The organism is Fodinicurvata sediminis DSM 21159, assembly GCF_000420625.1.
Lineage (GTDB): Bacteria > Pseudomonadota > Alphaproteobacteria > Kiloniellales > DSM-21159 > Fodinicurvata > Fodinicurvata sediminis.
Genome location: NZ_ATVH01000014.1, coordinates 162,707 through 187,352 on the forward strand (window position 1 = coordinate 162,707; position 24,646 = coordinate 187,352).

The window sequence follows — 24,646 nt, forward strand, 5'->3', positions numbered from 1 at the left end:
TCAAGATCAACAGCCACATAAAGGGAACCCCAGATGTTTTCCGCGGCCGACCTCGACAAAGCCCATGCAATCGTCCAGGACGCCATGCAGCCCACCCCGCAAATCACCTGGCCGCAGCTTTCCGCGCGCCTGGGCACGGAACTCTGGGTCAAGCACGAGAATCACACGCCTGTCGGCGCCTTCAAGATTCGCGGTGGCCTTGTCTACATGAAGAACCGCTGCGAGTCCGGCGAGCCACTGAAGGGCATTGTCAGTGCCACCCGTGGCAACCACGGGCAGAGCCTGGCCTTTGCCGGCAAGCAACACGGCGTGCCCGTCACCATTGTCGTGCCGGAGGGCAATTGTTCGGAAAAGAACTCCGCCATGCGTGCGCTCGGCGCGAAATTGATTGAAGCCGGCAAGGACTTCGACGAAGCGCGCGCCGCAGCTGCCGATTTGTCCAGGAGGGAAGGCCTGGAAAGTGTACCGGCCTTCCATCCGCATCTGGTCGCGGGTGTCGCCACCTATGCGAAGGAATTCTTCACGGCCCATCCGAACCTGGATGTGGTCTATGCCCCCATCGGCATGGGGTCCGGACTTTGCGGCATGATCCGCGCACGCGACCTGCTCGGACTTTCAACGAAGATAGTCGGTGTCGTGACCAAGGGCGCGCCGGCCTACGCACTGTCCTATGAGGCCGGCGAGGTCGTATCCACGGATGAGGCCGAGACCATCGCCGATGGCATGGCCTGTCGCCAGCCAATGCAGGAGGCGCTGGATATCGTCCTTGCCGGGGCCGATCACATGGTCAGTCTTGCAGAAGACGAAATCGCCGACGCCATCCGCGCCTATTATACCGATACACACAACCTGGCGGAGGGTGCCGGCGCCGCTGCCCTGGCGGCCGCCCTGCAGGAACGCGACCAGCTTGCGGGCAAGAAAGTGGGGGTCGTTCTGTCTGGCGGCAACATCTCACGAGACCTGATGGTCCGCCTGCTGTCCGAAGAACCCCAGGCCCGCGCGGCGTAACACCGGGACGTCCCACTGAGGCAGGCACCCTTTACGTCCCAGCCACGACAGAGGCATACTCGCCGAGTCTTTCTTGTCAGGATGACCCGGATGATTGCCTGCACCAGCCTGCCCACCCGTCTTTCGGAACTGCTGATTCTCTGCGCCCGGATCGATTACAATCCTTGAGCCTCCGGTTTTCCTTTCCTGCCCATTCACAGAAGGACCGGACTCTTGAACGAAAACATCAACCGAAACTCGACCGCGCGCTGGCGTGACCTGGATATCAGGCATCACCTGAATCCCTTTTCCGACTACAAGACTTTGAAGTCCGAGGAGGGCGGCAGCCGCATAATCGTGCGCGCTGAAGGCGCGCACCTGTACGATTCCGAAGGGCAGAAAATCCTGGACGGCATGGCTGGTCTCTGGTGCGTCAACCTGGGCTATGGCCGCGAAGAACTGGCCCGCAGCGCCTATGAACAGATGCTGGAACTGCCCTACTACAACAGCTTCTTCAAGACGACGACTCCGCCCACAGTGGAGTTGGCCGAGAAGCTGGCCGAACTGGCTCCCGGCGATCTCAATTATGCTTTCTACGGGTCCTCAGGCTCGGAATCCAATGACACTGTGGTGCGCATGGTGCGCTTCTACTGGAACAAGGCCGGCAAGCCGGGCAAACGCAACTTCATCAGTCGCACCCATGCCTATCACGGCAGCACCATGGCCTCGGCCTCCCTGGGGGGCATGAAACCGATGCAGCAGATCTACGGCCTGCCCCTGGAAGGCTTTCATCACGTCGTTCCGCCCTACTGGTACGATTTCGGGGGTGAACTCTCCCCAGAAGAGTTCGGCCTGCAGGCCGCTCAGGCCATAGAGGAGAAGATCCTGGAACTGGGCCCCGAAACCGTGGCCGCCTTCATCGGCGAGCCGATCATGGGGGCCGGCGGCGTCCTAATCCCGCCCGACAGCTATTGGCCCGAAGTCCAGCGCATCTGCAACAAGTACGACATACTGCTGGTCGCCGACGAGGTGATCTGCGGCTTCGGGCGCACGGGTGAGATGTTCGGCAGTCAGCGCTATGGCATTACGCCCGACATGATGACGCTTGCCAAGGGCATCACCTCGGGCTATCTGCCGCTATCGGCCGTGATGGTCAATGAACGCATCGCCTCAAAACTGCGAGAGGAAGGGGGAGAATTCGCCCATGGTTATACCTATTCGGGTCACCCTGTTTCCTGCGCCGTTGCCCTGACCAATTTAGCCCTGCTGGAAAACGAAGACCTGGTTCGGCGTACGCGAGAAGAAACCGGACCACACCTTAGGGGACGCCTGAACGAACTGGTGGATCACCCGCTCGTCGGTGAAGTGCGCAGCGAAGGCCTGATCGCGGCCGTGGAGCTTGTCCGAGACAAGCAGGCACGAAGCCGCTGGGATGACAAGGGCACCGCAGGCCAGATCTGCCGCGACCATTGCTTTGCCCGCAATATCATCCTCAGGGCCGTACGCGATGCCATGGTCTTCAGCCCGCCCCTGACCATCGAGACCTCCCAGATCGACGAGCTCGTGGACGGTTTGCGCGTCAGTCTGGACCGCACCTTGGAGGATTTGGCGCGTCGCTGAACCGAAGCACCAGGAGCCATCACCGGCTATTGCAGGGTGGGCTCCTCTTCACGATGCGACTCCTGAAGATCATCCGGTGGGTTCTGGCAGGGACTCGCCTGATGCTGGACGATCTTCCAGCCCTCATCTTCCTCGACGAAGATATTGGCGGCCACCAGCACCATGTCTTCGATGACCTCGTAGCAGATCACGACCGCCAGGTTGCCGTAGAACTGGACATCCGCCTTGCAGCAAGTCACGTCCGGTGACTTGCCGCCTTCCAGGATCGCTTCCCAACTGGCCAGCACGTCATGCCGGCCGCGCAACTGGTCCCAACCCGGGTGAATACAGGTCACCGGATACTGGCTTGACCACAGGTCTGCCATCGCCATCAGGTCGCGATTGTTGAAGGCCAGATAGAAGGCCTCGTTGACAAAGAGCACGGCTTCTCGGCGATGCGGCATCAGGCAATCCGTTACTTCTGGTCAGAAGGATCTGCACTATCACGCAACCAGGCAGCGCACTCAACCGACAAGGCCCTTTCGCTGCCCTTGCCGGCTGTGTTGTTGCAGGCCGGCAAAGCGGCTGATAGAGGAAGTGGGCCATATGACCTCCGCCTCACTCATCCGGATTCCTGCCCTTGAAGCCGCTGCGACAACTTTACGACTGGACCTTGCGCCTATCCGCGCGCCGGGATGCAATGGTCGTCCTGTTCTTCGTCGCCTTCATCGAGGCCTCGGTCTTTCCCATTCCGCCGGACGTCCTGATTCTGCCCATGATACTGGCTTGTCGCAGCCGCGCCTGGGCCGTGGCCGCCGTGGCAACGATAGGCTCGGTCCTGGGCGGGATTGCCGGCTATGCCATAGGCGCGCTGCTGTTCGAAAGCCTGGGCGAACCGATTCTGGCGTTCTATGGCTATCTAGATAGCTTTGCGGATTTCGCAGCCGCCTACAACGAATGGGGTGCCTGGATCGTCGCGGGTGCCGGCTTCACGCCCTTCCCCTACAAGGTCATCACCATTGCAAGCGGTGTCACCGGCCTGGATCCAATGGTCTTCATGGCAGCCTCGGTCGTTTCTCGCGGGGCGCGGTTCTTCCTGCTGGCCGCCCTGCTCTGGTACTTTGGCCCTCCGATCCGCAGGTTCGTGGAGAAGTACCTGCCCCAGCTGGCCGCACTTTTCTTCATCCTGTTGTTCGGCGGCTTCGTGGCTGTACGCCACCTCTTCTGAATAGTCATCAAAGGCCCTTTTCTAAACCATGTCCAGTCACCCGCTCCTCAGAAACGCACGCCCGCCGGCCCTGATCGTGGCGCTGGGCAGCGCGCTGGCCCTGGGCGCCGCCCTGACCTTCCAGTACGGCTTCGGCTATCTGCCCTGCTCACTCTGCCATGACCAGCGCTATGCCCATCTGGCCGCACTCGTCCTGGCCGTTGCAGCGCTGGCCGTGCCGAAACGTGTCGGACGGCCCATGCTGCTGCTGGCCGGTCTCGCTCTGTTGGCGGGTGCGGGCCTGGCCGGTTATCATGTCGGTATCGAACAGGATTGGTGGCAGGGTCCAACCGGCTGCACGACCGCGGCCCTGGATTCGGCCAGGAGCACGGAGGAAATCCGGGATGCCCTGCTGGCCACCCCGGTCGTGCGCTGTGACGAAGTGGCCTGGTCCCTGTTCGGCATCTCGATGGCAGGATACAATTTCCTGCTGTCGCTGGGACTGGCCGGCGTTGCCCTGATCGGTCCGCGCCTTTTGAAGAGGAAAGCGTCATGAGCGAATCCGGAAGCAAACCACGCCGTCGCGCCCCCTTGCCCGGCGACCCGACGCGCCGGCAGCGACTGGAAAGCATGCTGCGCGTCAATCACGCCGGGGAGTACGGGGCACGCCGCATCTACGAGGGCCAACTGGCTGTGCTGTCGCAATCTCCCAGTGCACCGGTGATCCGCCACATGTGGGAACAGGAAGCCGAGCATCTGCAGACCTTCGAACGGATGCTTCCCGAACGCCGCGTGCGCCCAACCCTTCTGCAGCCGGTTTGGCACATGGCCGGCTATGCCCTGGGCGCCGCCACAGCCATGATGGGCGAAAAGGCTGCCATGGCCTGCACAGTGGCTGTCGAAGAGGTCATAGACCAGCACTATGCCGAGCAGTCCGAGGATCTGGCCGATGAACCGCAGGAACAGGACCTGCGCCAGACCATAGAGAAGTTCCGCGCCGAGGAACTGGAGCACCGGGACATCGGGCTAGAACACGAGGCCGAGCAGACACCTGGCTATGAGGCCCTGAGCGCTGCCATCAAGACCGGATCCCGCCTGGCGATCTGGCTCAGCAAGCGCTTCTGAGCGGCCCGAGGCTCAGGCTTCCAGTTCGCTGTCCCAGTAGAGAAAGTCGTTCCAGCTTTCGTGCAGGAAGTTGGGGGGAAAGGCACGGCCATGCTGCTGTAAAGTGCGCGTGGTCGGCGGCTCGGGTTCGTTCAGCGGCACCATACCGCAATCCAGCGGCATGCGATTGCCCTTGATCAGGTTACAGCTCTGGCAGGCCGTCACGACGTTGTGCCAGGTCGTGCGCCCGCCGCGCGAACGTGGCGTAACATGATCGAACGTCAGGTCTTCCGCGGGAAGACGGTCGCCACAGTACTGGCACTCGAAACGATCGCGCAGGAAAACATTGAAGCGCGTGAAGGCCGGCCGCCGATCCAGATGCACGTATTCCTTCAGCGCAATGACGCTGGGCAGGCGCATGCTGCAAGAGGGCGAGGAAACCTGATGCTCGTACTCCGAGAGAACATTCACGCGGTCCAGAAACACAGCCTTGATGCTGTCCTGCCAGGACCAGATTGACAGCGGAAAGTAACTCAGCGGACGAAAGTCCGCATTCAACACCAACGATGGGTAACCTTGGGCCGAAGCCACGCTCCCACTCCCGCCTGTTCAGACACAGTCGACCGGGACCTTGTCCCGAATGTCATGTTCCTACATAGCGGGATTTGAGAAAAGCCACAAGATATTGTGGCTTTTCTCGTCCAAAACTTCATAGATCTGTCATATCTAGAATCGGGCCGCGCAGTAGGGCGCGTCAGCCCTCCTGCTGATCCTGGGCGATATCGTCAGGATTCTTGTCATAGACAACCTGCAGAAAACCGGCCGCCATGACCAGGCCGTCCTGATCGATCCCATGCTCCAGTTCCGGCCGCGCATGGGTCTGCACCGGGACGCCGCAGGCAGTCAGCGTCTTTTCAGCAGCCGCCATGCACTCGAAGGGCACCACAGGATCCTCTTCGCCGTGAATCAGCATCACGGGCGGACGACTCTTGGTCTCTTCCTCCATGCGTCCGTTGTCGATCAACAGGCCCGAGAAACCGATGATCCCGGCGCAGGCATTGGGGCGACGCAAGCAGGTATAGAGCGCCATCATCGTTCCTTGGCTGAAGCCGACAACCACCAGATCCTTCTCTTCCAGGCCGTGTTTTTCCAGCTCCTGATCGATGAAGGCATCGAGCGAGGTGCGCGCGGCCTCTGCACCCTGGTGCAAGGATTGGGGTTCGCGTTCCTGCAGGCTGAACCATTGGTAACCGTTCGGCGCCATGTCGCAGGTCTCGGGGGCATTTGGCGCTACGAAGGCTGCCTCGGGCAGGATCTGACCGAACAGCGGTGCCAGCGCGATCAGATCGTTTCCATCGGCCCCCAGCCCGTGCAGCAGGATAACGAGTTTCTCGGCCGAGCCGCCATTGGCGGGATCACTGCGCGGACCATCAAGGGGGGTAACTGAAGACATCGAGAGTACTCCGGGGTTCGTGTAAGCTGTCGCGACAGGGGTGCTGCCGCACGGACCTGTCAGGGCAGGCCGTCGGAACGGCCCGTTGCCTGGCCGTCGAACTGGCGGTAATGCCATAACAACCGGGCCCCTGCGGCACGATAGGGACGCCAGTCATCGGCCAGCGTCCGCATCTGCTGCACCGTCGGTCTTTCAGGCAGTTGTTTCAAGCGTTCCATTCCGATCATGAGGCCGACGTCATCGGCCGGCCAAACGTCGGGCCTGCCATGGGAAAACAGCAGGTAGACCTCGGCCGACCAACGTCCAAGTCCCTTGACCCGCGTTATGTGCGCCACGGCTTCCTCGTCCCCAAGCTCGTCCAGCCGCTCCAGGTCAAGCTCGCCCTGGTTCATCAAAAGCCCTAGGGACCGGACATAGCCCTGCTTCTGGCGGGACAGTCCAACCGCACGCAGTTCGTCATCCTCCATGGCCAGCAGCCGGGTGGGCTCAAGCGGTTGGCACGCCTCTTCCAGGCGCCTCCATATGGAAGCGGCTGCGGCCAGGGAAACCTGTTGCGCCACAATAATCCGCAGCAAGGTGGCAAACCCGGGCGGGCGATAGCGCAGGGGCGGGCAGCCCGCTTCCTCCAGGCCACGGGCCACGTCCGCATCCCTCTCGGCCAGGCGCTGCAAGGCCAGGGCCAGCGAGGAATCATCCTCAATCTTCAAGTCTGTCATGCGGCTGGACTCTATACCCTTGCAGAGGCTATGTCCGCCCTCATGTCCGAAGTTACACGTTTCGCCCCCTCGCCAACGGGCCGCTTGCACCTTGGCCATGCCTACGCAGCGCTTTTTGCTGCGGAACAGGCCGGCCCCAATGGACGCTTCCTGATACGCATGGAGGATATCGACCGCAGCCGCTGCCGCTTAGAGTATGAAACTGCCATACTCGAGGACCTGGCCTGGCTGGGATTGTCCTGGAGCAGCCCTGTGGAACGACAGAGCGCTCATATCGACGATCACCGATGGGCACTGGACAAGCTGCGTGAGGCAGACCTGCTCTACCCCTGTTTCTGTACACGGCGCGAGATTTCTGACGAGGTGGCACGCAGCGAGCGGGCCCCGCATGGGCCGGAAGGTCCGCTCTATCCCGGAACCTGCCGCCACCTCACTCGGCAGGAACGTCACGAGCGCATGGAAGAAGGCTTCTCCTATGCCTGGCGCCTGGATATGAGCGAAGCGCTGAAACGCATGGCCGGGCTGACCTGGATGGACCGGCACGCCGGCAAACAGATTGCGCGTCCAGAACTGCTGGGCGATGTGGTATTGGCGCGCAAGGACATATCCACCAGCTATCATCTCTCCGTGGTGGTGGACGATGCACGCCAGGGGATCACGTTGGTTACCCGGGGTGAGGACCTGTTCATGGCAAGTCATCTGCACAGACTGCTGCAGGCATTGCTCGACCTGCCCATACCGGAATGGCTCCACCACAGGCTTTTGACTGATTCGCAAGGCCAGCGCCTGGCCAAGCGGCACGACAGCCTTTCCTTGGAAAGCTTGCGTCAGGCTGGCGAAACTTCAGAGGAATTACGCCGCCGCCTGGGCTTTGCAGTCTCATGACCCCCGGAAAACCCCGTGCGTCGGCAAGCTTGATCCTATTGGCTATCTTGCATATGACATGACAAGAAAGTGTCATAGCGACCTGATATAATTAAATACTGGATATCCTGAATATGGCATATTAGTATTTATCTCGCATTTGAGATTTCAGAGGGCGATCAAATGACGCTGATGTGGCCTTTCCGGAACCTTCACTGGCAAACCGCCAGGGACCGGATGCTGTGCTATACCGCCAGCATAGGGGATGACGAAAACAGCCTTTCCGAAGGCAAGAGCAGGAGCTTCCGGGCTCATCTGCCCCATCCGCACTTCACGCAGCTTCTGGATTACTGGTGCGGCAAGCGTGGAGAGTCCATTCCGCGAAAGGCCGAGATCGACCCACTGGATATTCCGGCCCTGCTGCCCTTCATCCAGATCCATGCGCGTCAGGCGGATGGGCGCTATCTCTGCCGCCTGTCGGGAACAGCCATTGTCGAAGCCCTTGCCATGGAAACGACAGGACAGTACCTAGACGACATCCTGCCCGCGCACCACCTGAAAAGCAGAACGACGATCCTGGATCGCTGCCTCAAGCGACAGCTGCCCAGTTTCTATTCCGGACGCCTGGCCATGCCCGGACGCGAGTTTCTGCCGTTTCACAGGTTGGTGCTGCCGCTTAGAAGCAATGAGGAAAAGGCAGACTTTGCGCTGACCTTCTCCATGGTGGATCTGCTTACCGATGAGCGCATGGACTCAACGCCGCCAGCCGGCATTTTGCAACGGATTGACGCGAAACCACAGGACCTGATTGTACGCAAGCTGACACCCGTTGTGTCTTGAGCCGGCCTGCGGACCACCTCAGCTGTTCTTCTCCGAGGTCAGGACCGTACGCACACCATGCACCTGACGCAGGCATCGCGCGATATAGTCGGCCAGATGCGGTGTCATCCCACCCACCTGAAAATCCATTGCAAGCTCAGTCTTGTCGGGACCGATCCGGTCGCTGTGCCAGCGCAAGGGAACGAGGCTGCGCTTGGCAAAGAGTTCGAGCACACGCGGCATCAGCCCGGGATCGGCTTCCGCCAGAACGGAAAAACAGAATACGGGCTGAGGCTCTGAATGCGCCACGAGGCCTTCAGAGGTGGAAGCTTCCATACCACGGGAAGCGGCAACAGCGGATGTCATTGGAGATACTCCGGTTTACAGAAATTTCAGCGATCAGGGCATGTCCCGGCTACCGTATCGGCGCCGGGCGAATAATTCGCTGAATCCCTGTGAAAACCGTATAAGTCATGCTGGGATGATAAGCAGAGCCAGCCGCGGCGGTCAAGCTTGAAACATTCTTGCGCTCCTGCCAGGCACACTCCAAACGCCGGGCACAGACCAAACAGGTCCGTCCCTCAAGTGAGGCCATACTGGATGCTGTACGGCATGGCATAGGAGCTGAGTCGATTTCTGCCGCGGCAGTTGCTCCTGCCTCTACCGGTAAAATGGCCCTTTCCTGAACGGAACTGCCGTCGCAGATTCCCGGCATCACAAGCACCATCAGGAAGTCAGATGAACGACAGAAGCGATCCCCCACGACACAACGAACTGGGCCAGCCCGTTGGCGTACCGGTGGAAAACTGGACTCCCCGCCCGCGCCCGCCACAAAGCGCCATGGAGGGCCGCTTCAGCCGTGTGGAGCCCCTGGAGGCTGCACGCCACGGCGACGACCTCTTCGCGGCCTTTGCGGAAGATGACGATGGCCGTACCTGGACCTACATGGCCTCGGGCCCCTTTGCCGATCGCGAGGCGTTCGATCGCTGGCTGTCGATTTGTCAGCAATCCGAGGATCCTTTCTTTCAAGCCATCCTCGACCTTGCGTCCGGCCAGGCGCTTGGGGTGGCCAGTTACATGCGCATGGTCCCCGATATGGGCGTAATCGAGGTGGGCAATATCAGCCTTGCCCCGCGCCTTCAGAAGACGGCCGCCGCCACCGAAGCCATGTACCTGATGATGCGTCGGGCCTTCGACGAACTGGGGTATCGGCGTTACGAGTGGAAGTGCGACAGCCTGAATGCCGCCTCGCGCAAGGCGGCCGAGCGCTTGGGTTTCACATTCGAGGGCATCTTCCGTCAGGCCGTGGTCTACAAGGGGCGCAACCGGGACACAGCCTGGTACGCCATCACCGATCAGGAGTGGCCCACCATACGCCAGGCCCTGGAAAGCTGGTTGGACGCGGGCAATTTCGATGGCGAAGGGCACCAGAAACAGCCGCTTTCCGCTTTCATGCCGAAGCCTTCCTGAATGGCTGGACAGGTGGCAGAAACGCCTTTTTCAACAAGCCCTGCCTAGGTTAATCTCCAAGCACTTTTCCGCAAGGAAAAGGTCCAATATTGACAGGCTGCACGGATTTCACGGTGCGGTCGAACTACACAGAAAACAAGGAAACGGTTCCAATGAGACTTTCCGCACTCAAGACCACGGCCCTTGCCCTGGCATTCGGGGCTTCCGTCGGCCTCGCCTCCGTCGGCGCAGAGGCCCAGACACGTCTGACCCTGAAGTCGGCATCTTCGACCTCATCCTATTACGTGATGATGGTGCAACTGGCTGAAATGCTCGAGAACGCAACGGACGGCCAGATCCAGCCCACCGTCGAGGAAAGCCAGGGTTCGGTTCAGAACGTCAAGGAAGCCGCCCGGCGGCCCGGCGCCTTCCTCTTCACCACACCACCCAGCCTTCTGGACACGGCCCGCGCCGGTGAGGGCGATTTCGAGGGCGAGGAAGGCTATGACCGCATTCGCACCCTCTTCGCCGTCCCTTTCATCACGATCCACTTCGTGGTCAGCGAGGACAGCGGCATCGAGAATGTCGAGGACCTGGCCGGAACGAACTTCATCCCGGGCGGCACCGGAACCTTCTGCGAAGGACGGACCAAGGCCGTACTCGGACTGTTGGGCCTGGGCGAGGACGTCGAGTATTCCAATGTCGAACTGAACAATGCCCCGGACGCATTGCGCAACGGCCGCGTCGACGGCTATGCCACCTGCTCGTCGCATCCGGTTCCGGGTCTTGTGGAACTGGCCACGACAACCGACGTGAATATCCTCAGTTTCACGGACGAACAGCGCGAGAAGATCTTTGCCGAAGATCCGCTGTCCGGACCGATCACCATTGCGGCCGGCACCTATGACGGCCAGGACGAGCCGGTGAACACCGTTGCCGTACCGGTCGGCGCCTTCGGCACCACGGACATGGACGACGACACCGCCTATCAGATCGTGAAGTCCTTCTGGGAGCAGCGGGACGCTCTGGTCGGGGAAAACCCCTGGTGGGAAGGCGTGACGCCTGACCTGGTGGCCCAGATGGGTACCCCCATTCATCCGGGAGCCTTGCGCTATTACGAAGAGGCCGGGATCGAGATTCCCGAGTCCATGCGCTAAGCCTTTCCCGGAACTGTTGAACCGTCCGGCCCTGCAGCTTTCACCGCGCTGCGGGGCCGGGTCGCGTTCGGCATTCTGCCGTTTCGATTATTCCTCCCTGTTACGTCCTTCAGCCGAGAATTGCCCGTGCCGGATCAAGAGTCACAAGCAGAGAAGACGCCGGAGGGTCAGCTTGCCAGCGGCAACTGGCGCTGGATCCTTTTGGGCTTTGCCTTCCTGACCGTTGGATTCCATCTCTACATCGCCTTTTCCGGGCTGGTGCCCAACCTGATATCGCGCCCGATGCACATGGCTCTGGCGGCAACCTGGATCTTTTTCCTCGGCGCCGGTGTTGCCAAGACCCCCTTCGCCCGCTGGAGCGGTTTTGTCATAGGCGCCGTCGGCCTCGCAGGCTGCATCTGGATCATGCTGGACCGTGAGGTACTTGTGCGGCAGTACGGTGCACTGGAAGGAGGCTGGCAGATTGCCATGGCCCTGGCCCTGCTGATCACGGTGCTGGAAATGGCACGCCGCGCCATCAAGGCTGTCCTGCCAGCCGTAGCCACCATTGTCCTGCTCTACGGCTATTTCGGCGAATACATTCCCGGAAAGTTCGGGCATGCCGGCATGCCGACCGATTATTTCCTGGGCACCCTGACCATCACGGAAGGGGGACTCTGGGGCTCCCTGACAGGCATTTCCGTCAGCACGATTTCCCTTTTCATCATTCTTGGCGCCTTCATCTCGGCCGGACAGGCCGGAGCTGGTTTCATGGCCTTCTCGACCCAGATTGCCGGACGCCTGCGCGCCGGCGCGGCCAAGGTGGCGGTCGTCTCCTCGGCGCTTTACGGCACGATCTCCGGCGTCGCGGCCGCGAACACCGCCTCCACCGGCATGGTGACGATCCCCGCCATGAAGAAGCGCGGTTACCCGCCCCAACTGGCCGGTGCCGTCGAAGCCGTCGCCTCCACGGGCGGACAGATCATGCCGCCGGTCATGGGAGCCGGCATCTTCGTCATGGCCGAACTGCTGCGCACGCCCTACACGGACATCATGGTGGCGGCAACCCTCCCGGCTTTCCTGTTCTTCGTCGCCGCCTGGGCCGGTGTTCACATCTTCGCGCTGCGTTACGACCTGAAGGCCCTGCCCCGCGAGATGATGCCCGGCTGGCTGCGCGTGGCGCAGACCGTGCCCTTCTTCCTGGTCCCCTTTGGCATTTTGATCGGGGCGCTGGCCTTCACCGATTACACCATCTCGTTCGCCGCCGTCTTTGCCGCTTGCGCCGCCTGGGTGCTTCTATTCTTCAACGAAGATGGCAGCCTGTCGATCAAGGGCTGGCTGAAACGCACGGAAATTGCCCTGGTCAATGCGGCCAAGCAGGTCGCCGTCATTGCGGCCATTATCATCTGCGCAGGCATCATCGTCGGCGTCTTCAACATGACCGGCCTGGGCGTGAAACTGACTTCGATGATCCTGTCGGTTTCCGACGGCAAGCTCTGGGCGGTCCTGCTGCTGACCGCACTGGCCAGCCTGATCCTGGGCATGGAACTGCCGACCACGGCGGCCTATATCATCTGCGTCGCGGTGGCTGGGCCGGCGCTGGTCGAGGCCGGCGTGCCCGAGCTCTATGCCCATCTCTTCGTCTTCTGGTATGCCCTGCTCTGCACCATCACGCCCCCGGTCTGCGGCAACGTTTTCATTGCAGCGGGCATCGCGGAGACCCCCTGGCTGCCGGTTGCCGGCAAGGCCATGCTGCTGGGGCTCGGCCTTTTCCTCGTGCCCCTGGGATTCATTTTCAATCCCGGCCTCCTGGCACTGGGAACCGATCCCCTAACGGCGCTTGCCGCCACCATGAAGGTGGGTGTCGCCTTGGTCTTCTGCAGTTATGGCGCGATCGGAGTGCCAGGCCGGGCCTGGCTGCGCCCCTTTGCCCTGGCGATCGGGGTGGCCCTGCTGTTCGTTTGGGGAATCTAGACGGATTTTTCCCCGGCCCGCCGGCGCTTGCGGAAAGCTAGATAGAACGAAAGGCACAGCATGGTCGCCGTGATGGCATAAAGCGCCAGGGCAATGGGACTCTGGAAGAGGATGCCGAAATTGCCGTCGGATATGGACAAGGCACGCCTCAGGTTGTTCTCCATCTCCGCACCCAGCAGCAAACCCAGGATGATCGGCACCAGCGATACCCCAACCTTGCGCAGGATATAGCCGAACAAACCGAAGCCCACCATGACCAGCAGGTCGAAGGTCGAGTGGCTGATGGAATAGACGCCCATGAAACTGACCATCACCACGAAAGGCATCAGGATCCACTGCGGCATGCTGAGTGCCCGCGTGAAGAAGCTGATCAGCGGCACATTCAGCAGCAGCAGCACGAAGTTGGCGATATAGAGTGCCGCGATCAGGCCCCAGACGATGTCCGGCTGACGCTCGAACAGCAGGGGACCTGGCTGGATGTTGAGCGAGATCAGCAGCGCCAGCATCACCGCCGTCGTCCCACTGCCCGGCACGCCAAGTGTCAGCATTGGAATGAGCGCACCGCCCGAGGCCGAATTGTTCCCCGCCTCGGGGGCTGCCACACCCTTGGGATTGCCCTTGCCGAACGAGCCGTCCTTGTCGCTCCAGCGCTGCTCGGCGATATAGGACAGGAAGGCGCCCAGCGACGCCCCCGCCCCTGGCAGAACGCCCGATACAAAGCCGATCACGGAGCCTCGGATATATGCCCAGCCGCCGGAGAGGATGTCCTTCAGCTTCGGGATTGCACGGCCCAGCGGCACCATCTTGCCCTGCAGCTGGTCCATCTTCTCCAGGTACATCAGCACCTCACTGATGGCGAACAACCCGACGATGGCGACGATGGGATCGAAACCGTCATAGAGATGGAAGGAGTCGAAGGTGAAGCGCGCCACGCCCGTGCCCGGATCCAGGCCCACCGCGGCGATCATCAGCCCCAGGAAGGCGGCGATCAAAGTCTTGAAGGGATTGGCGCCGGTAATGCCTCCGATCGTGGCAAAAGCCATGACATAGAGGGCGAAATAATCGCTGGGACCGAAATGGATGGCCACACTGGCCAGCATGGGCGCAAAGAGCGTCAGGCCGATGGTCGCGAAGGTGGCCCCGATGAAGGAGGCAACGGCGGAGATTGCAAGCGCTTCGGACGCCTTGCCTGCCTTGGCCATGGGATAGCCGTCCAGCGTGGTCATGATCGCCGGCTCGTCTCCGGGAATGTTCAGCAGAATGCTGGAGATGCGCCCGCCGTACATGCAGCCGTAGTAGATGCAGGACAACAGGATCAGGGCCGAGGTGGGATCCAGTTCCAGGGAAAAGGCGACGGGAATCAGGATGGCCACGCCATTTACCGGCCCAAGACCCGGCAGCGAGCCGATCAGAGTGCCCAGGAAACAGCCGAGCACGGCCAGCATCAGGTTGGTCGGCGTCAACGCCACGGCAAAACCGTCAGCCAACAGGTTCAGGGTTTCCATGTATCAGCTCATGAATTCAGGCAAGGCGGGAAGTGGCAGGCCCAGCACCTGGTCAAAGGCCACGAAGAGCACCAGGCTGATCACTGCACCCGAAACTGCGGACTTGCCCCATTGACTGCCAAGCAGGCGCCCCAGCAGGGCAACCGCCAGAAAGGTCACGAACAGGAAGCCCAGCCGCTCGAGCAACAGGGCATAGCTCACCAGGATGCAGATGGCGGCCACCTGGCGCAGCAGTGCGGCACCGCGCGCCCAGTCCGGATTGGCATCCGGCCGGATCAGCAGGAACAGGCTCAGCACCGCCACGGGCACGGACAGCATGACAGGAAAGGCCGCAGGCCCCAGAGGATCGCCGAAACTTGCCTCATAGGTGCCTGCGGTCACTCCGTACCAGATCGCAGAGGCCAGGATAACCAGGCCAACGATGCGGTCTGTCATTCGATAACCCCGATCTCCCGCGAGATCTGGTTCATCTGGTCGGCCTGTTCGTTGACATAGGCCTCGAACTCTTCACCGCCACGCCAGACGGGAACCAGACCGCTGCTTGTCGCGGCCTCTTCCCACTCGTCTGTTTCATAGAGGTCCGACAGCCGCTCCACCCAACTGTTGTAGGCTTCGTCGGAAACCTCGCCACCGGTATAGAAGCCGCGCCAATTGTACCCGGTCACGTCATAGCCCTGCTCGATTGCCGTCGGGGCATCGGGAAAGGCCGGGATCGGATCGTCCGACAGTGCTGCCAGAATGCGGATGTCCCCGGATTCCACGAAACCGGCGATCTCCCCAAGGTCCGTGGAAACCAGGTCCACCTGTCCCCCCAGCATCTGGGTGACGGCAGGGCTGCCACCATCGAACTGGACCCAACGGATCTGCTTGTAATCCTCGGCCGAGATGCCGGCCTCATCGGCAAGCATCAGCAAGCGGATATGATCCCAGCCGCCGGCTCCCGAAGACCCTGCGGTCGGGACCGAACCGGGATCTTCCTTCAGGGCTTCGACCAGATCGTTCAGGTCCTCAAACTCGGAGTCATCTGGCACGACCAGAACACCGACGTCGGTTCCCAGCATGGCGATCCAGCGCATCACATCCGTGCCGGCGGGATACTTGTCCTGGGCGATCTGGGTAACGCCCACGGTCGAGGTGGCCACCAGCAGGGACTCGTCATCGGCCCGCTTCGACATCACGTTGGCATAGGCCGTGGCACCGACGCCGCCGGGCATGTTGGTGACCTGAACCGGCTCATCCACCAGGTCCAGATCGTGCAGCAGCTTGCCGACCGTCCGGCAGGTGAAGTCCCAGCCGCCGCCGGGATCCGCAGGTGCAATGCATTCCGCTGCCTGCGCCTGGAAAGCGCCCAGCGATGCAAAGACCACTGCGGTACCAAGCACTCTTGATATAGCTGTCATCATTATCCTCCCAAGCTTCCTGTTATTCACCCGGCCTGATGACCGGGTTCTTTCGGGCCATATCCGGTTTCCCGGCCTTTGACCCCTGCCCCATGCCGCGGGGTCAGTCTGCTGCAGGCCTCGGGTCCGTGAAGGCCCGAGCCCCGAATATCCGGCGCGAGTCGCTGATTGCAGACAGTATGCGATCGCGGACGTCGCGTCCGTGCAGGCGTATCGCTCTTGCGGCGCCTTCCTCGTCTTGTTTTCGAATCAAAGCGACAATCTCGCTGTGCTCGCGATGGGACACGGCGCGCGCTTCTTCGGATGAGGCGAGCAGCCAGCGTGGACGCAGCGTGCGGTTCACGCTATCGCGCACGGCCTGGCACAGGAAACGGTTGCGCGACAACTCGGCGATCCGAACATGCACATCCAATCCGGCCTCGAACCAGCCGTCGGGGGTGAAAGGCTCAAGGCCGCAATCGACCCTTCTCTGCAGCTCATCCAGTTCCTGCGCCATGGCATTCCGGCAAGCCAACCTGACAGCGGCGTCCTCGACGATCTCGCGATATTCGAAGATCTCGCGCAGCTCGCGCAGGTCGAAAGGGGCCACGGCATAGCCGCGCGCGGTACGCACCACCAGTCCCTCGCGAATCAAGGCGGCCAGTGCTTCACGGATCGGTGTGCGTGAGATGCCGTAGACACCCTGCAGTCCGCGCTCGGACACGACCTCGCCGGGCGCCAGTCCCAGCGACAGGATGTCAGCACGAATGCGGGAATGCGCAAGCCGGCCAAGGTTCGGCGCAGACGAGGTTTCATCCTCCTGCCCGGGCTGCTGCGCAAACTGCTGTACGGCTTCCTTCATTGACCCTCCAGAACAAATGGTATACCGCTTTGGTGGACCAAGGCAACAGTTGCGAAAAGCTCATGGTGGTATCATCTGACAGCGCTGCGATCCCCGGTTTTCCCGACAAGGTCGTTGTCGTCGATGTGGGCCCACGTGACGGCCTGCAGTCGGAAGGGGCCTGGATCAGCACCGAACAGAAGATCGAGCTGGTCAACGGCCTGATCGACGCCGGCATACGTCACCTTGAAGTCACCTCCTTCGTCTCACCACGTGCCGTGCCGCAAATGAAAGACGCGGCCGAAGTCCTGGCCGGTATCGACCGCAGCAAGGGCGCCGTGCTGACGGCCCTGGTGCCCAACGCCAAGGGAGCCGAACGGGCCGTCGAGGCCGGTGTCGACGCCATGGTGGTCTTCATGTCGGCCTCGGAAAGCCACAACCTCAAGAACGTCAACCGGACGCGCGAGACCTCCCTGGAAGGCTTCCGGGAAATCTGCCGAATCGCCGAACCGGCAGGCGTCCAGGTCTACGGCGCCATTGCCACCGCCTTCGGCTGTCCCTTCGAGGGCAACGTTGCGGTGGAGGATGTGGCCGATGTCGCCCGGGCCTACCGCGACATGGGCATCACCAAGATCTCCTTGGGCGACACCACCGGCATGGCGACGCCACCCATCGTGCGCGAGCGCTGCCAGGCCCTGAAGCGCGACGTGCCGGAAGCGGACGTTGCCCTGCACTTCCACAATACACGCGGCGTCGGTCTTGCCTGTGTCTATACAGGCCTTCTGGAAGGCATCACCCGCTTCGAAGCCAGCATCGGCGGACTGGGCGGCTGCCCCTTTGCGCCCAAGGCCACGGGCAACATCTGCACCGAGGACCTGGTCTACATGCTGCACGAGAGCGGTGTTGAGACCGGCATCGACCTGGAACGCCTGATTGCGGTCTCCAGGCGAACCGAGGAGATGATCGGTCGCAGCCTGCCGGGCCAGGTTATGAAGGCCGGTCCAAGACTTGAACTGCATGACATGGGCAGCGTCGCGACAGCCGACGCACGGGCCAATGGGTGAAGAGGCTTCGCCCACCGCGAAGGCACCACTCGAGGGCATTCGTGTGCTGGATCTGACGCGTGTCCTCTCGGGGCCTTTTTGCAGCATGATGCTGGGCGACATGGGGGCAGAAGTTATCAAGGTCGAGCCGCCCAAGGGCGATCCCGTGCGCGAACAGGGGGCCATGCCAAACGGCTTCTCCTGGTATTTCGCGGCCTTCAATCGCAACAAGAAATCGATCGTGCTCGATCTCTACAGCGACGCGGGCAAGGAAGTGCTGGCCCGCCTGATCCGGGAGGCCGATGTCATGGTCGACAACTTCCGCCCCGGCGTCCTTGCCCGCATGGGTTTCGACGAGGCCCGGCTGAAGGACCTCAACCCACGGCTCGTCACCGCCAACATCAACGGCTTTGGCAGCACGGGGCCCTATGTGGACCGCCCGGCCTTCGACTTCATCGCCCAGGCCATGAGCGGCCTGATGAGCGTGAACGGCGCGGAAGGCGAGGATCCCATGCGCACCGCCCAGCCGATCACCGACCTTGTGGCCGGCCTCTACTGCGCCTTCGGGATCGTCAGCGCGCTGCGCGCCCGCGATCTGAACGGCGAGGGCCAGCATGTGGACTCCTCGATGGTGAACGGCGCCATCAGCATGATGGCCTATCTGGCCTCGGAATTCCTGGCGACCGGCAACCTGCCGGAGCGCACCGGCAACAACCACCCGCTGGTCGCTCCCTACGGCCTGTTCAAGACGTCGGACGGCGAGATCGCGGTTGCCCCTTCCAACGACACCATCCTGAAGCGCTTCCTTGATGCCGTCGGCGTGGGCCACCTGATGGAGGATCCACACTACGACAGCAACGAGAAACGCTTTGGCCGCCGCAACGAACTGCAGGCCCTGCTGGACGCGGAGATCTCGAAGGAGCGCCAGGACGTCTGGATCGAGCGCCTCAACAAGGCCGGCGTGCCCTGTGGGCGGGTCCTGAACCTGGCCGAAGCCTTCTCCGACCCGCAGGTGCAGGCCCAGAAAATGGTCATCGATGTGGAGCAGCCGGGCTATGGCCCTATCCGCATGCTGGGCTTCCCGGTGAAGCTGAATCGCACCCCCTGCCAGGTGCGCCGGCCCGCACCCGAACTGGGCGCCGACACCGAAGCGGTTCTGCGCGAAGGCGGTTTCAGCGAAACAGAAATCGCCGCCCTCGAGCAGGACGGCGTGGTTGCCTCTGGCCGGCCTGAGGGTGAGCAAGATACCGGCGACTGAGCGCCAGACCTCTTGCCTCAGAGCACCTCCAGAATGCAGATCTGGCAGCGGTAGCCTTCGTTGCGGTGATAAGGCGCTTCCTTCACCGCCTGGATGTTGACCAGGCCGCGCATCTCCATGTCTTCCAGATAGTCCGGATAGCCGTCAGCCTCCCAGACCTTCTCGTGCACCGTCACGACGATCTGCCCGCCCTTGCGGGTCACGCGCGCCAACTCGTCCAGGGCCTTCGGCTTGACGTGGCCGCTTGTGAAGACACCTACCGAGATCACGGCGTCGTAGCTGTCGTCGGCAATCTCCAGCGGCACGGTCAGGTCCGCCTCGGACAACTGGCCGTAAGCGTTCTTTTCGCCGGCCACTTCGAGCATCTCGCGCGACAGGTCGTTGCCGTCGATATTGGTGAACCCCAGCTTCTTCAGCTCCACACCGGCCAGACCGGTGCCGCAGCCCGCGTCCAGAACCTTCGCGTCCCTGGCGACCAGGCCGGGCGCCACATAGCCCATCCCGTCAAGGGTGTCGCGGTCGTACTGTTCGGCCCATTCGGCATAGACGCGGCGGGTTTCCTCCTTGTCGCCGTCCAGGGCGTATACGCGGCGCAGCAGCGGATTGTTCTCGCTCATGAGCTTCTTCTGTCCTCTCTGGTTTTGCCAATGAGGGCGCGACCATAGGTAAAAGGCCCGGCCATGGCAAATCGGCGCCCGAGACTCTAAACGCGGGACTCTTGCCCGCGCGGCATTCAATCCTCCGCTGGCTTTGCGCGCGCACGCTTGATCGTGCCGCGCGCCTTCTTGGCCTCCAGGCGACGGCGCTTGCTGGCCTTCGTGGGTTTCGTGGGACGCCGGGGCACAGGCCGCTGCGTGGCCTTGCGGATCAAGGCCGCCAGGCGTTCGCGTGCATCCTCGCGATTGCGCTCGCGGCTGCGAAAGCGCCGGGCATCGATCACCAGCTCACCGTTGTTGGTCAGGCGTGGGCCAAGTTGCGCCATCAAACGCTCACGCACCTCTTCGGGCAGGCTTGGCGAATGGGCCACGTCGAAGCGCATCTGCACGGCCGTGGCCACCTTGTTCACGTTCTGCCCGCCGGGACCGGACGCCTGGATGAAACTTTCCTCCAGCTCCGTTTCGGGAATCGAAATACGCCCCGTCACCTTCAGGTGGCTCATGCCTTACGCCTTCTGCTTGTCCAGGAACCTGCTATTCTGGAGTCATCATGCAGGAAAGCCGAATGCGCAACCGCGATGACAGTGACGCCTATGCATTCCGGTCTGTCCGGTGCTCGGACCTGCTGATGCTCGGTCAGTGACTGCGCTTGTCGCAGGTCAGCCGGCGCACCGCGCCGTCGCCATCGATCCCGACGTGCGCAACCTGCGCGCCCACCACGCCTGCCTCAGCGCCGGGTTCCGGGATTGGGGGCAAGTTAAACCCCTGACGATCGCGCGCAGCTGATGGTTTTCGAAGACTGAGCGTATCGTTGTGTCAGTAAGCCGAATCTCGCCCCTCGGCCTTGGCCCGCTCCCGCGCGCTAGGGTTCTTGGAGGGGCGGAAGGGCACCTCGGTTACCTCGGCCTCCACCGGCTGGCCTGAAACTTCCGTATAGGCTTCGGGCAGTTCCACCTTCAACGCCGTGCCCAACTCGCTCAGCTCCCAGGGCACGAAACCCAGCGCAATGTTGGTTTCAAGCTCGGGCGACCACCAGGGCGAGGTGACATAGCCCACACGTTCGCCCTTGCTGTTCTGGATCAGCCAGAAATCCGGGGCGTAGTCGGTAATGGGGTGACCGCCCAGCTTCATGCCGACCATTTTCAAGGGGAAGGGGTAGCGCCCCGCATCGATCTCTGCGCGCTGACGTTCCAATTCCTTCTTGCCAATGTAGTCGGCCGTCTTCTTGCGCGGCACCTGATAGGCCAGGTTGACCTGAAAGGGCGAGGTCTCGGCGTCCATGTCCTGGCCCCAGGACAGGATGCCGGCGGCAATGCGGCGATGGTGCGCGGGTGCGATCACACGCAGGCCATAGCTGGCGCCGGCCCCGCGAATGGCATACCAGACGGCCTCGGCCGCTTCCGTGGCATTGCGGACATAGATCTCATAGCCCTTCTCGCCCGTGAAACCGGTCTGGCTGACCACGACGGGGCAACCGGCCAGTTCCGTCTCCATCAGGCCGTAGTAGGGCAGTTGGCCCACGCTGCTGCCGAACAGCTCGGTCATAAGTTCTTCGGAGAGCGGCCCCTGCACCTGCAGCGGCGACACGTCGATCTCGGCGATATCCACGTCCCAGCGGCGGCTGACATTCACGCCCTGCAACCAGAGCAAAAGGTCGGAATCCGAGATGGAGAACCAGAACTCGTCCTCCGCCAGGCGCAGCAACACAGGGTCGTTCAGGATGCCGCCCTTCTCGTTGCACAGGATGCAGTACTTGCCATGCAGGGGCTGGATTTTGGTGGCATCCCGGGTGATGACAAAGTTCACGAAGGCCTCGGCATCGGGGCCCTTCACGCGAATCTGGCGCTCCACGGCCACGTTCCACAGCGTCACGCGATTGACCAGGGCATCGTACTCGGCCATGGCGCCGCCATCCTCGGGGCGTACATAGCCGCGCGGATGGTACATGCGGTTATAGACCGTGGCCCGCCAGGCGCCGGCCTCGATGGACAGGTGCCAGAAAGGCGACTTGCGCACCCGGGTCGAGATCAGCATCTGCACCGGCGTCGGGCCGGACTGGCGCAGGTTGTAGGGGACCATCCGGTCCGACTGGTCGACGGCCGGCACGTTCGGATGGGTGTGATCCTTGTGGGTGGCTGGGGTGGTCGGAGACATGGGGCTGCACTCCTTTCTGGCCGCAAGAACGCCTTTCGGCGCCAAAGGACTCTCACTTCAAGGTCCTGCGGAAAGAACTACCACCTCCACAACCGAAAAGGTGCCTGTGGAACGCCGCCCGAATGCTCAGGGGCGACGGAAACTTTAGGGCATATCGCGATTATATCTGAGCTGAGGTGGTATTCAGATGAACCCCAATAGCGTATACACTAAATAATATAGAGCCCAAAATGCGCGCTATTGATTTATAAATCATAAATCTTTTACTATAAAAGACAAACATTTATAAAAATAAATATAGGCAATTAACGGTCATAGAAATTCTCTCAATCAGAGTCCATATTAAAGACTGATATCACTAAAACTTTGGATCAAAGAAAAGCCTCCTCAAATCCACTTTTGCCTAAAAAATTTACGAAAAGTCTTTAATTGGCTTGTCATCATCATGAAGATGGCAGGCCACGTGTCGCCCTGGCTGAACTTCACGTAGTGGTGGCTCCTCAACGTAACATCGATCAAAAGCGTAAGGGCAGCGGGTATGAAACCGACACCCTTTCGGAGGGTTGATCGGACTCGGCACATCTCCTTTGAGAACAATTCTATCTGGCTTTCGTCGCGGTGACGGTTGTGGAACCGCGGAAAGAAGCGCTTCTGTATACGGATGGAGCGGGCCACTGAACAGTGAGTGCTTGTCAGAAAGCTCGACAATCTTGCCCAGGTACATCACGGCAACACGATGACTGATGTGCTCAACCACCGCCAGATCGTGGGCAACGAACAAGTACGAGAGTTTCAAATCTTGTTGAAGATCCATTAGAAGGTTTACGACCTGTGCCTGGACTGAGACATCTAAGGCAGAAACTGGCTCATCACACACAATCATCTTGGGATCCAACGCGAGCGCCCTCGCAATACCAATTCGCTGACGCTGCCCGCCCGAAAATTCATAGGGATACTTCTTGGCGGCATCAGCGGGCAGTCCAACTCTTTCCAGCAATTCGATAACGCGCTCTTCTCGCGCATGTCGATTGCGGCTATCAAAATTGAGTATCGGCTCACCCACAATCTCTCCGACCCGGAGACGTGGATTCAGGGAAGAGTATGGGTCCTGGAATACGACTTGAAGCTGCTTTCGCACGGACCGCATCTTAGCGCCGCTTAAATTATCTATTCGTTTGCCCTCAAGCTTCACCTCTCCATCAGTGGGTTTGATGAGGTTCAGGATCGCCTTGCCCGCTGTTGACTTCCCACAACCACTTTCGCCGACAATACCCAGTGTTTCATTGGGAGCGACGGAGAAGGAAATGCCATCTACGGCATAGACTTGGCCAACTACCCGGGAAAACAAGCCCTTCCGGATAGGAAAGTGCTTCTTCAGGTTTTCCACTTCCAGCAGAGGGGTTTCCGTGTCTGGAGCTACTCTTCCGATAGTCATTCTCAGTTTTCCTGCTCAGCTAGCTGATCGGAATGGAAGCAAGCGGCAAAATGCTCAGGTGCCTTTTCCTCCAAGACAGGAGCATCGGTTCGGCAGTAGTCCGTAGCGTAGGAACAACGCGGGGCAAAGGGGCACCCGACAATCTCATCTTTCAGGGAAGGAACTGTTCCAGGTATCTCATTCAGCCGTCTTTTCCCTCTCTCTCCGGAGGAGCTGCCAAGCTTAAGTACCGAATCAAGCAAGCCAGCTGTATAGGGATGCCGAGGGCGTTCAAAGAGGTCTACTACAGGCGCTTCCTCCACTTTTTTTCCGGCGTACATGACGACGACTCTTTCGGCCATTTCCGCCACAACACCCAGGTCATGCGTAATAAAAATGATCGCGCTTCCGGTTTTCTGCTTGAGGTCACTCATGAGTTCGAGAATCTGCGCTTGGATTGTCACGTCCAGAGCAGTGGTCGGTTCATCGGCCACAAGGAGCTTGGGTTGGCACGCCAACGCCATGGCGATCATCACGCGCTGACGCATGCCGCCTGAAAGCTGATGTGGGTATTCACGCACCCGGCGCTCGGCTTCCGGAATGTTCACGAGGCGCAGCAATTCAACAGCTCGGCTCTCTGCCTCTTTCTCACTCAATCCTTCATGCAGAACCAATGTCTCACCTATCTGGCGACCGATCGTCAGTACCGGATTCAACGAGGTCATTGGTTCCTGGAAGATCATGGAGATCTCATTGCCGCGGACTTTGCGCATCTCCGATTCAGGCAACGTCAGGAGATCACGTCCTTGAAGCTTGATATGTCCGGAGACGATCCTTGCCGGAGGCGTTTGTAGAAGCCCCATGATTGAAAGGGAGGTGACGCTCTTCCCACAACCGCTTTCACCAACAACTGCTACAGTTTCCCCGGCCGCAACAGAGAACGAAACATCATCTACGGCACGCACCACACCATCGCGGGTAAAAAAGTATGTAGACAGGCCTTCGACTTCCAGCAGAGCGGACTCATCGTGCCCCTGCTGTCCTTCCGCATCTTCTTCGGCGCTTTCGATTGTTGCCACCATACTCTC

Annotated in this window: 27 protein-coding genes; 13 read left to right on the forward strand and 14 right to left on the reverse strand. The window is 61.0% G+C overall.

What is annotated here, in order from left to right:
- Positions 1-33 precede the first annotated feature (33 nt).
- Together G502_RS0108680 and G502_RS0108685 are read left to right on the forward strand one after the other, a co-directional pair.
- Complete coding sequence (locus G502_RS0108680; protein WP_022728276.1) at positions 34-1,008, forward strand: threonine dehydratase; 975 nt, start codon at positions 34-36, stop codon at positions 1,006-1,008.
- A 213-nt stretch (positions 1,009-1,221) separates the two neighbouring features.
- Positions 1,222-2,607, forward strand: coding sequence for an aspartate aminotransferase family protein (locus G502_RS0108685; protein ID WP_022728277.1), 1,386 nt, complete (start codon positions 1,222-1,224; stop codon positions 2,605-2,607).
- A 26-nt stretch (positions 2,608-2,633) separates the two neighbouring features.
- On the opposite strand, the gene G502_RS19365 is transcribed toward G502_RS0108685, so the two are convergent.
- On the reverse strand, positions 2,634-3,050 hold the full coding sequence (locus G502_RS19365; protein WP_022728278.1) for a nuclear transport factor 2 family protein: 417 nt from the start codon (positions 3,048-3,050) through the stop codon (positions 2,634-2,636).
- Positions 3,051-3,226: 176 nt separating this feature from the next.
- Here G502_RS19365 and G502_RS0108695 point away from each other — a divergent pair, with 176 nt between their 5' ends.
- Genes G502_RS0108695 through G502_RS0108705 form a run of 3 tightly spaced genes read left to right on the forward strand, consistent with a single transcriptional unit; the run spans position 3,227 to position 4,918 of the window.
- Complete coding sequence (locus G502_RS0108695) at positions 3,227-3,814, forward strand: YqaA family protein (protein WP_022728279.1); 588 nt, start codon at positions 3,227-3,229, stop codon at positions 3,812-3,814.
- A 28-nt stretch (positions 3,815-3,842) separates the two neighbouring features.
- Entirely contained in the window at positions 3,843-4,349 is a 507-nt protein-coding gene (locus G502_RS0108700) for a disulfide bond formation protein B (protein ID WP_022728280.1), read from the forward strand.
- Positions 4,346-4,918: a demethoxyubiquinone hydroxylase family protein gene (locus G502_RS0108705; RefSeq protein ID WP_022728281.1), complete on the forward strand. Its 573-nt coding sequence runs from the start codon at positions 4,346-4,348 to the stop codon at positions 4,916-4,918. Before G502_RS0108700 ends, G502_RS0108705 begins: the two co-directional genes overlap by 4 nt.
- 12 nt (positions 4,919-4,930) lie before the next feature.
- On the opposite strand, the gene G502_RS0108710 is transcribed toward G502_RS0108705, so the two are convergent.
- From G502_RS0108710 to G502_RS0108720, 3 genes are all read right to left on the reverse strand, one after another.
- On the reverse strand, positions 4,931-5,488 hold the full coding sequence (locus G502_RS0108710) for an HNH endonuclease (protein WP_026989246.1): 558 nt from the start codon (positions 5,486-5,488) through the stop codon (positions 4,931-4,933).
- A 163-nt stretch (positions 5,489-5,651) separates the two neighbouring features.
- Complete coding sequence (locus G502_RS19370; protein ID WP_022728283.1) at positions 5,652-6,350, reverse strand: alpha/beta hydrolase; 699 nt, start codon at positions 6,348-6,350, stop codon at positions 5,652-5,654.
- A 59-nt stretch (positions 6,351-6,409) separates the two neighbouring features.
- The gene (locus G502_RS0108720) at positions 6,410-7,066 is read right to left on the reverse strand and encodes a DNA-3-methyladenine glycosylase family protein (protein ID WP_022728284.1); all 657 of its coding nucleotides are present in this window, start codon (positions 7,064-7,066) and stop codon (positions 6,410-6,412) included.
- A gap of 42 nt (positions 7,067-7,108) precedes the next feature.
- Between G502_RS0108720 and gluQRS the strand changes: the two genes are divergently transcribed.
- Positions 7,109-7,951, forward strand: coding sequence for a tRNA glutamyl-Q(34) synthetase GluQRS (gene gluQRS, locus G502_RS0108725; RefSeq protein WP_026989248.1), 843 nt, complete (start codon positions 7,109-7,111; stop codon positions 7,949-7,951).
- Between the two features lie 216 nt (positions 7,952-8,167).
- A complete protein-coding gene (locus G502_RS0108730) occupies positions 8,168-8,770 on the forward strand; it encodes a PAS domain-containing protein (RefSeq protein WP_022728286.1) in 603 nt (200 codons plus the stop codon).
- Positions 8,771-8,788: 18 nt separating this feature from the next.
- On the opposite strand, the gene G502_RS0108735 is transcribed toward G502_RS0108730, so the two are convergent.
- Positions 8,789-9,115, reverse strand: a complete 327-nt coding sequence (locus G502_RS0108735) for an ACT-like domain-containing protein (protein WP_022728287.1) — start codon at positions 9,113-9,115, stop codon at positions 8,789-8,791.
- A gap of 372 nt (positions 9,116-9,487) precedes the next feature.
- Here G502_RS0108735 and G502_RS0108740 point away from each other — a divergent pair, with 372 nt between their 5' ends.
- The 3 genes from G502_RS0108740 (at position 9,488) to G502_RS0108750 (ending at position 13,308) form a co-directional block, all read left to right on the forward strand.
- Positions 9,488-10,219 (forward strand): GNAT family N-acetyltransferase, encoded by a 732-nt coding sequence (locus tag G502_RS0108740; RefSeq protein ID WP_022728288.1) that lies wholly within the window; start codon positions 9,488-9,490, stop codon positions 10,217-10,219.
- Positions 10,220-10,371: 152 nt separating this feature from the next.
- Entirely contained in the window at positions 10,372-11,355 is a 984-nt protein-coding gene (locus G502_RS0108745) for a TAXI family TRAP transporter solute-binding subunit (protein ID WP_026989252.1), read from the forward strand.
- A 126-nt stretch (positions 11,356-11,481) separates the two neighbouring features.
- Positions 11,482-13,308 carry a TRAP transporter permease gene (locus G502_RS0108750; RefSeq protein ID WP_081649761.1) on the forward strand — a complete coding sequence of 609 codons (1,827 nt, stop codon included), beginning with the start codon at positions 11,482-11,484 and terminating at the stop codon, positions 13,306-13,308.
- Here the strand turns inward: G502_RS0108750 and G502_RS0108755 are convergent.
- The 4 genes from G502_RS0108755 to G502_RS0108770 form a co-directional block, all read right to left on the reverse strand.
- The gene (locus tag G502_RS0108755) at positions 13,305-14,813 is read right to left on the reverse strand and encodes a tripartite tricarboxylate transporter permease (RefSeq protein WP_022728291.1); all 1,509 of its coding nucleotides are present in this window, start codon (positions 14,811-14,813) and stop codon (positions 13,305-13,307) included. The two genes, G502_RS0108750 and G502_RS0108755, sit on opposite strands and share 4 nt — an antisense overlap.
- 3 nt (positions 14,814-14,816) lie before the next feature.
- Entirely contained in the window at positions 14,817-15,248 is a 432-nt protein-coding gene (locus tag G502_RS0108760) for a tripartite tricarboxylate transporter TctB family protein (protein WP_022728292.1), read from the reverse strand.
- Positions 15,245-16,213: a Bug family tripartite tricarboxylate transporter substrate binding protein gene (locus tag G502_RS0108765; protein WP_026989254.1), complete on the reverse strand. Its 969-nt coding sequence runs from the start codon at positions 16,211-16,213 to the stop codon at positions 15,245-15,247. The genes G502_RS0108760 and G502_RS0108765 overlap by 4 nt, the downstream gene beginning before the upstream one ends.
- A gap of 103 nt (positions 16,214-16,316) precedes the next feature.
- Positions 16,317-17,054, reverse strand: coding sequence for a GntR family transcriptional regulator (locus tag G502_RS0108770; protein WP_022728294.1), 738 nt, complete (start codon positions 17,052-17,054; stop codon positions 16,317-16,319).
- Between the two features lie 62 nt (positions 17,055-17,116).
- On the opposite strand from G502_RS0108770, the gene G502_RS0108775 reads away from it, so the two are divergent.
- Together G502_RS0108775 and G502_RS19375 are read left to right on the forward strand one after the other, a co-directional pair.
- Positions 17,117-18,097: a hydroxymethylglutaryl-CoA lyase gene (locus tag G502_RS0108775; protein ID WP_040487995.1), complete on the forward strand. Its 981-nt coding sequence runs from the start codon at positions 17,117-17,119 to the stop codon at positions 18,095-18,097.
- Positions 18,051-19,334, forward strand: a complete 1,284-nt coding sequence (locus G502_RS19375) for a CaiB/BaiF CoA transferase family protein (RefSeq protein ID WP_211217820.1) — start codon at positions 18,051-18,053, stop codon at positions 19,332-19,334. Before G502_RS0108775 ends, G502_RS19375 begins: the two co-directional genes overlap by 47 nt.
- 17 nt (positions 19,335-19,351) lie before the next feature.
- Here G502_RS19375 and G502_RS0108785 read toward each other — a convergent pair whose 3' ends face one another.
- Positions 19,352-19,951, reverse strand: coding sequence for a class I SAM-dependent DNA methyltransferase (locus G502_RS0108785; protein WP_022728297.1), 600 nt, complete (start codon positions 19,949-19,951; stop codon positions 19,352-19,354).
- Between the two features lie 116 nt (positions 19,952-20,067).
- Positions 20,068-20,493 carry an alternative ribosome rescue aminoacyl-tRNA hydrolase ArfB gene (gene arfB, locus G502_RS0108790; protein ID WP_022728298.1) on the reverse strand — a complete coding sequence of 142 codons (426 nt, stop codon included), beginning with the start codon at positions 20,491-20,493 and terminating at the stop codon, positions 20,068-20,070.
- A gap of 136 nt (positions 20,494-20,629) precedes the next feature.
- Between arfB and G502_RS22890 the strand changes: the two genes are divergently transcribed.
- Complete coding sequence (locus tag G502_RS22890; RefSeq protein WP_162140961.1) at positions 20,630-20,776, forward strand: GNAT family protein; 147 nt, start codon at positions 20,630-20,632, stop codon at positions 20,774-20,776.
- 30 nt (positions 20,777-20,806) lie between these two features.
- On the opposite strand, the gene G502_RS0108795 is transcribed toward G502_RS22890, so the two are convergent.
- The 3 genes from G502_RS0108795 to G502_RS0108805 form a co-directional block, all read right to left on the reverse strand.
- Positions 20,807-22,144, reverse strand: a complete 1,338-nt coding sequence (locus tag G502_RS0108795; RefSeq protein ID WP_022728299.1) for a glycine cleavage T C-terminal barrel domain-containing protein — start codon at positions 22,142-22,144, stop codon at positions 20,807-20,809.
- Positions 22,145-22,556: 412 nt separating this feature from the next.
- Positions 22,557-23,579 carry an ABC transporter ATP-binding protein gene (locus tag G502_RS0108800; protein WP_022728300.1) on the reverse strand — a complete coding sequence of 341 codons (1,023 nt, stop codon included), beginning with the start codon at positions 23,577-23,579 and terminating at the stop codon, positions 22,557-22,559.
- A gap of 2 nt (positions 23,580-23,581) precedes the next feature.
- Positions 23,582-24,640, reverse strand: coding sequence for an ABC transporter ATP-binding protein (locus tag G502_RS0108805; RefSeq protein WP_022728301.1), 1,059 nt, complete (start codon positions 24,638-24,640; stop codon positions 23,582-23,584).
- Positions 24,641-24,646 lie beyond the last annotated feature (6 nt).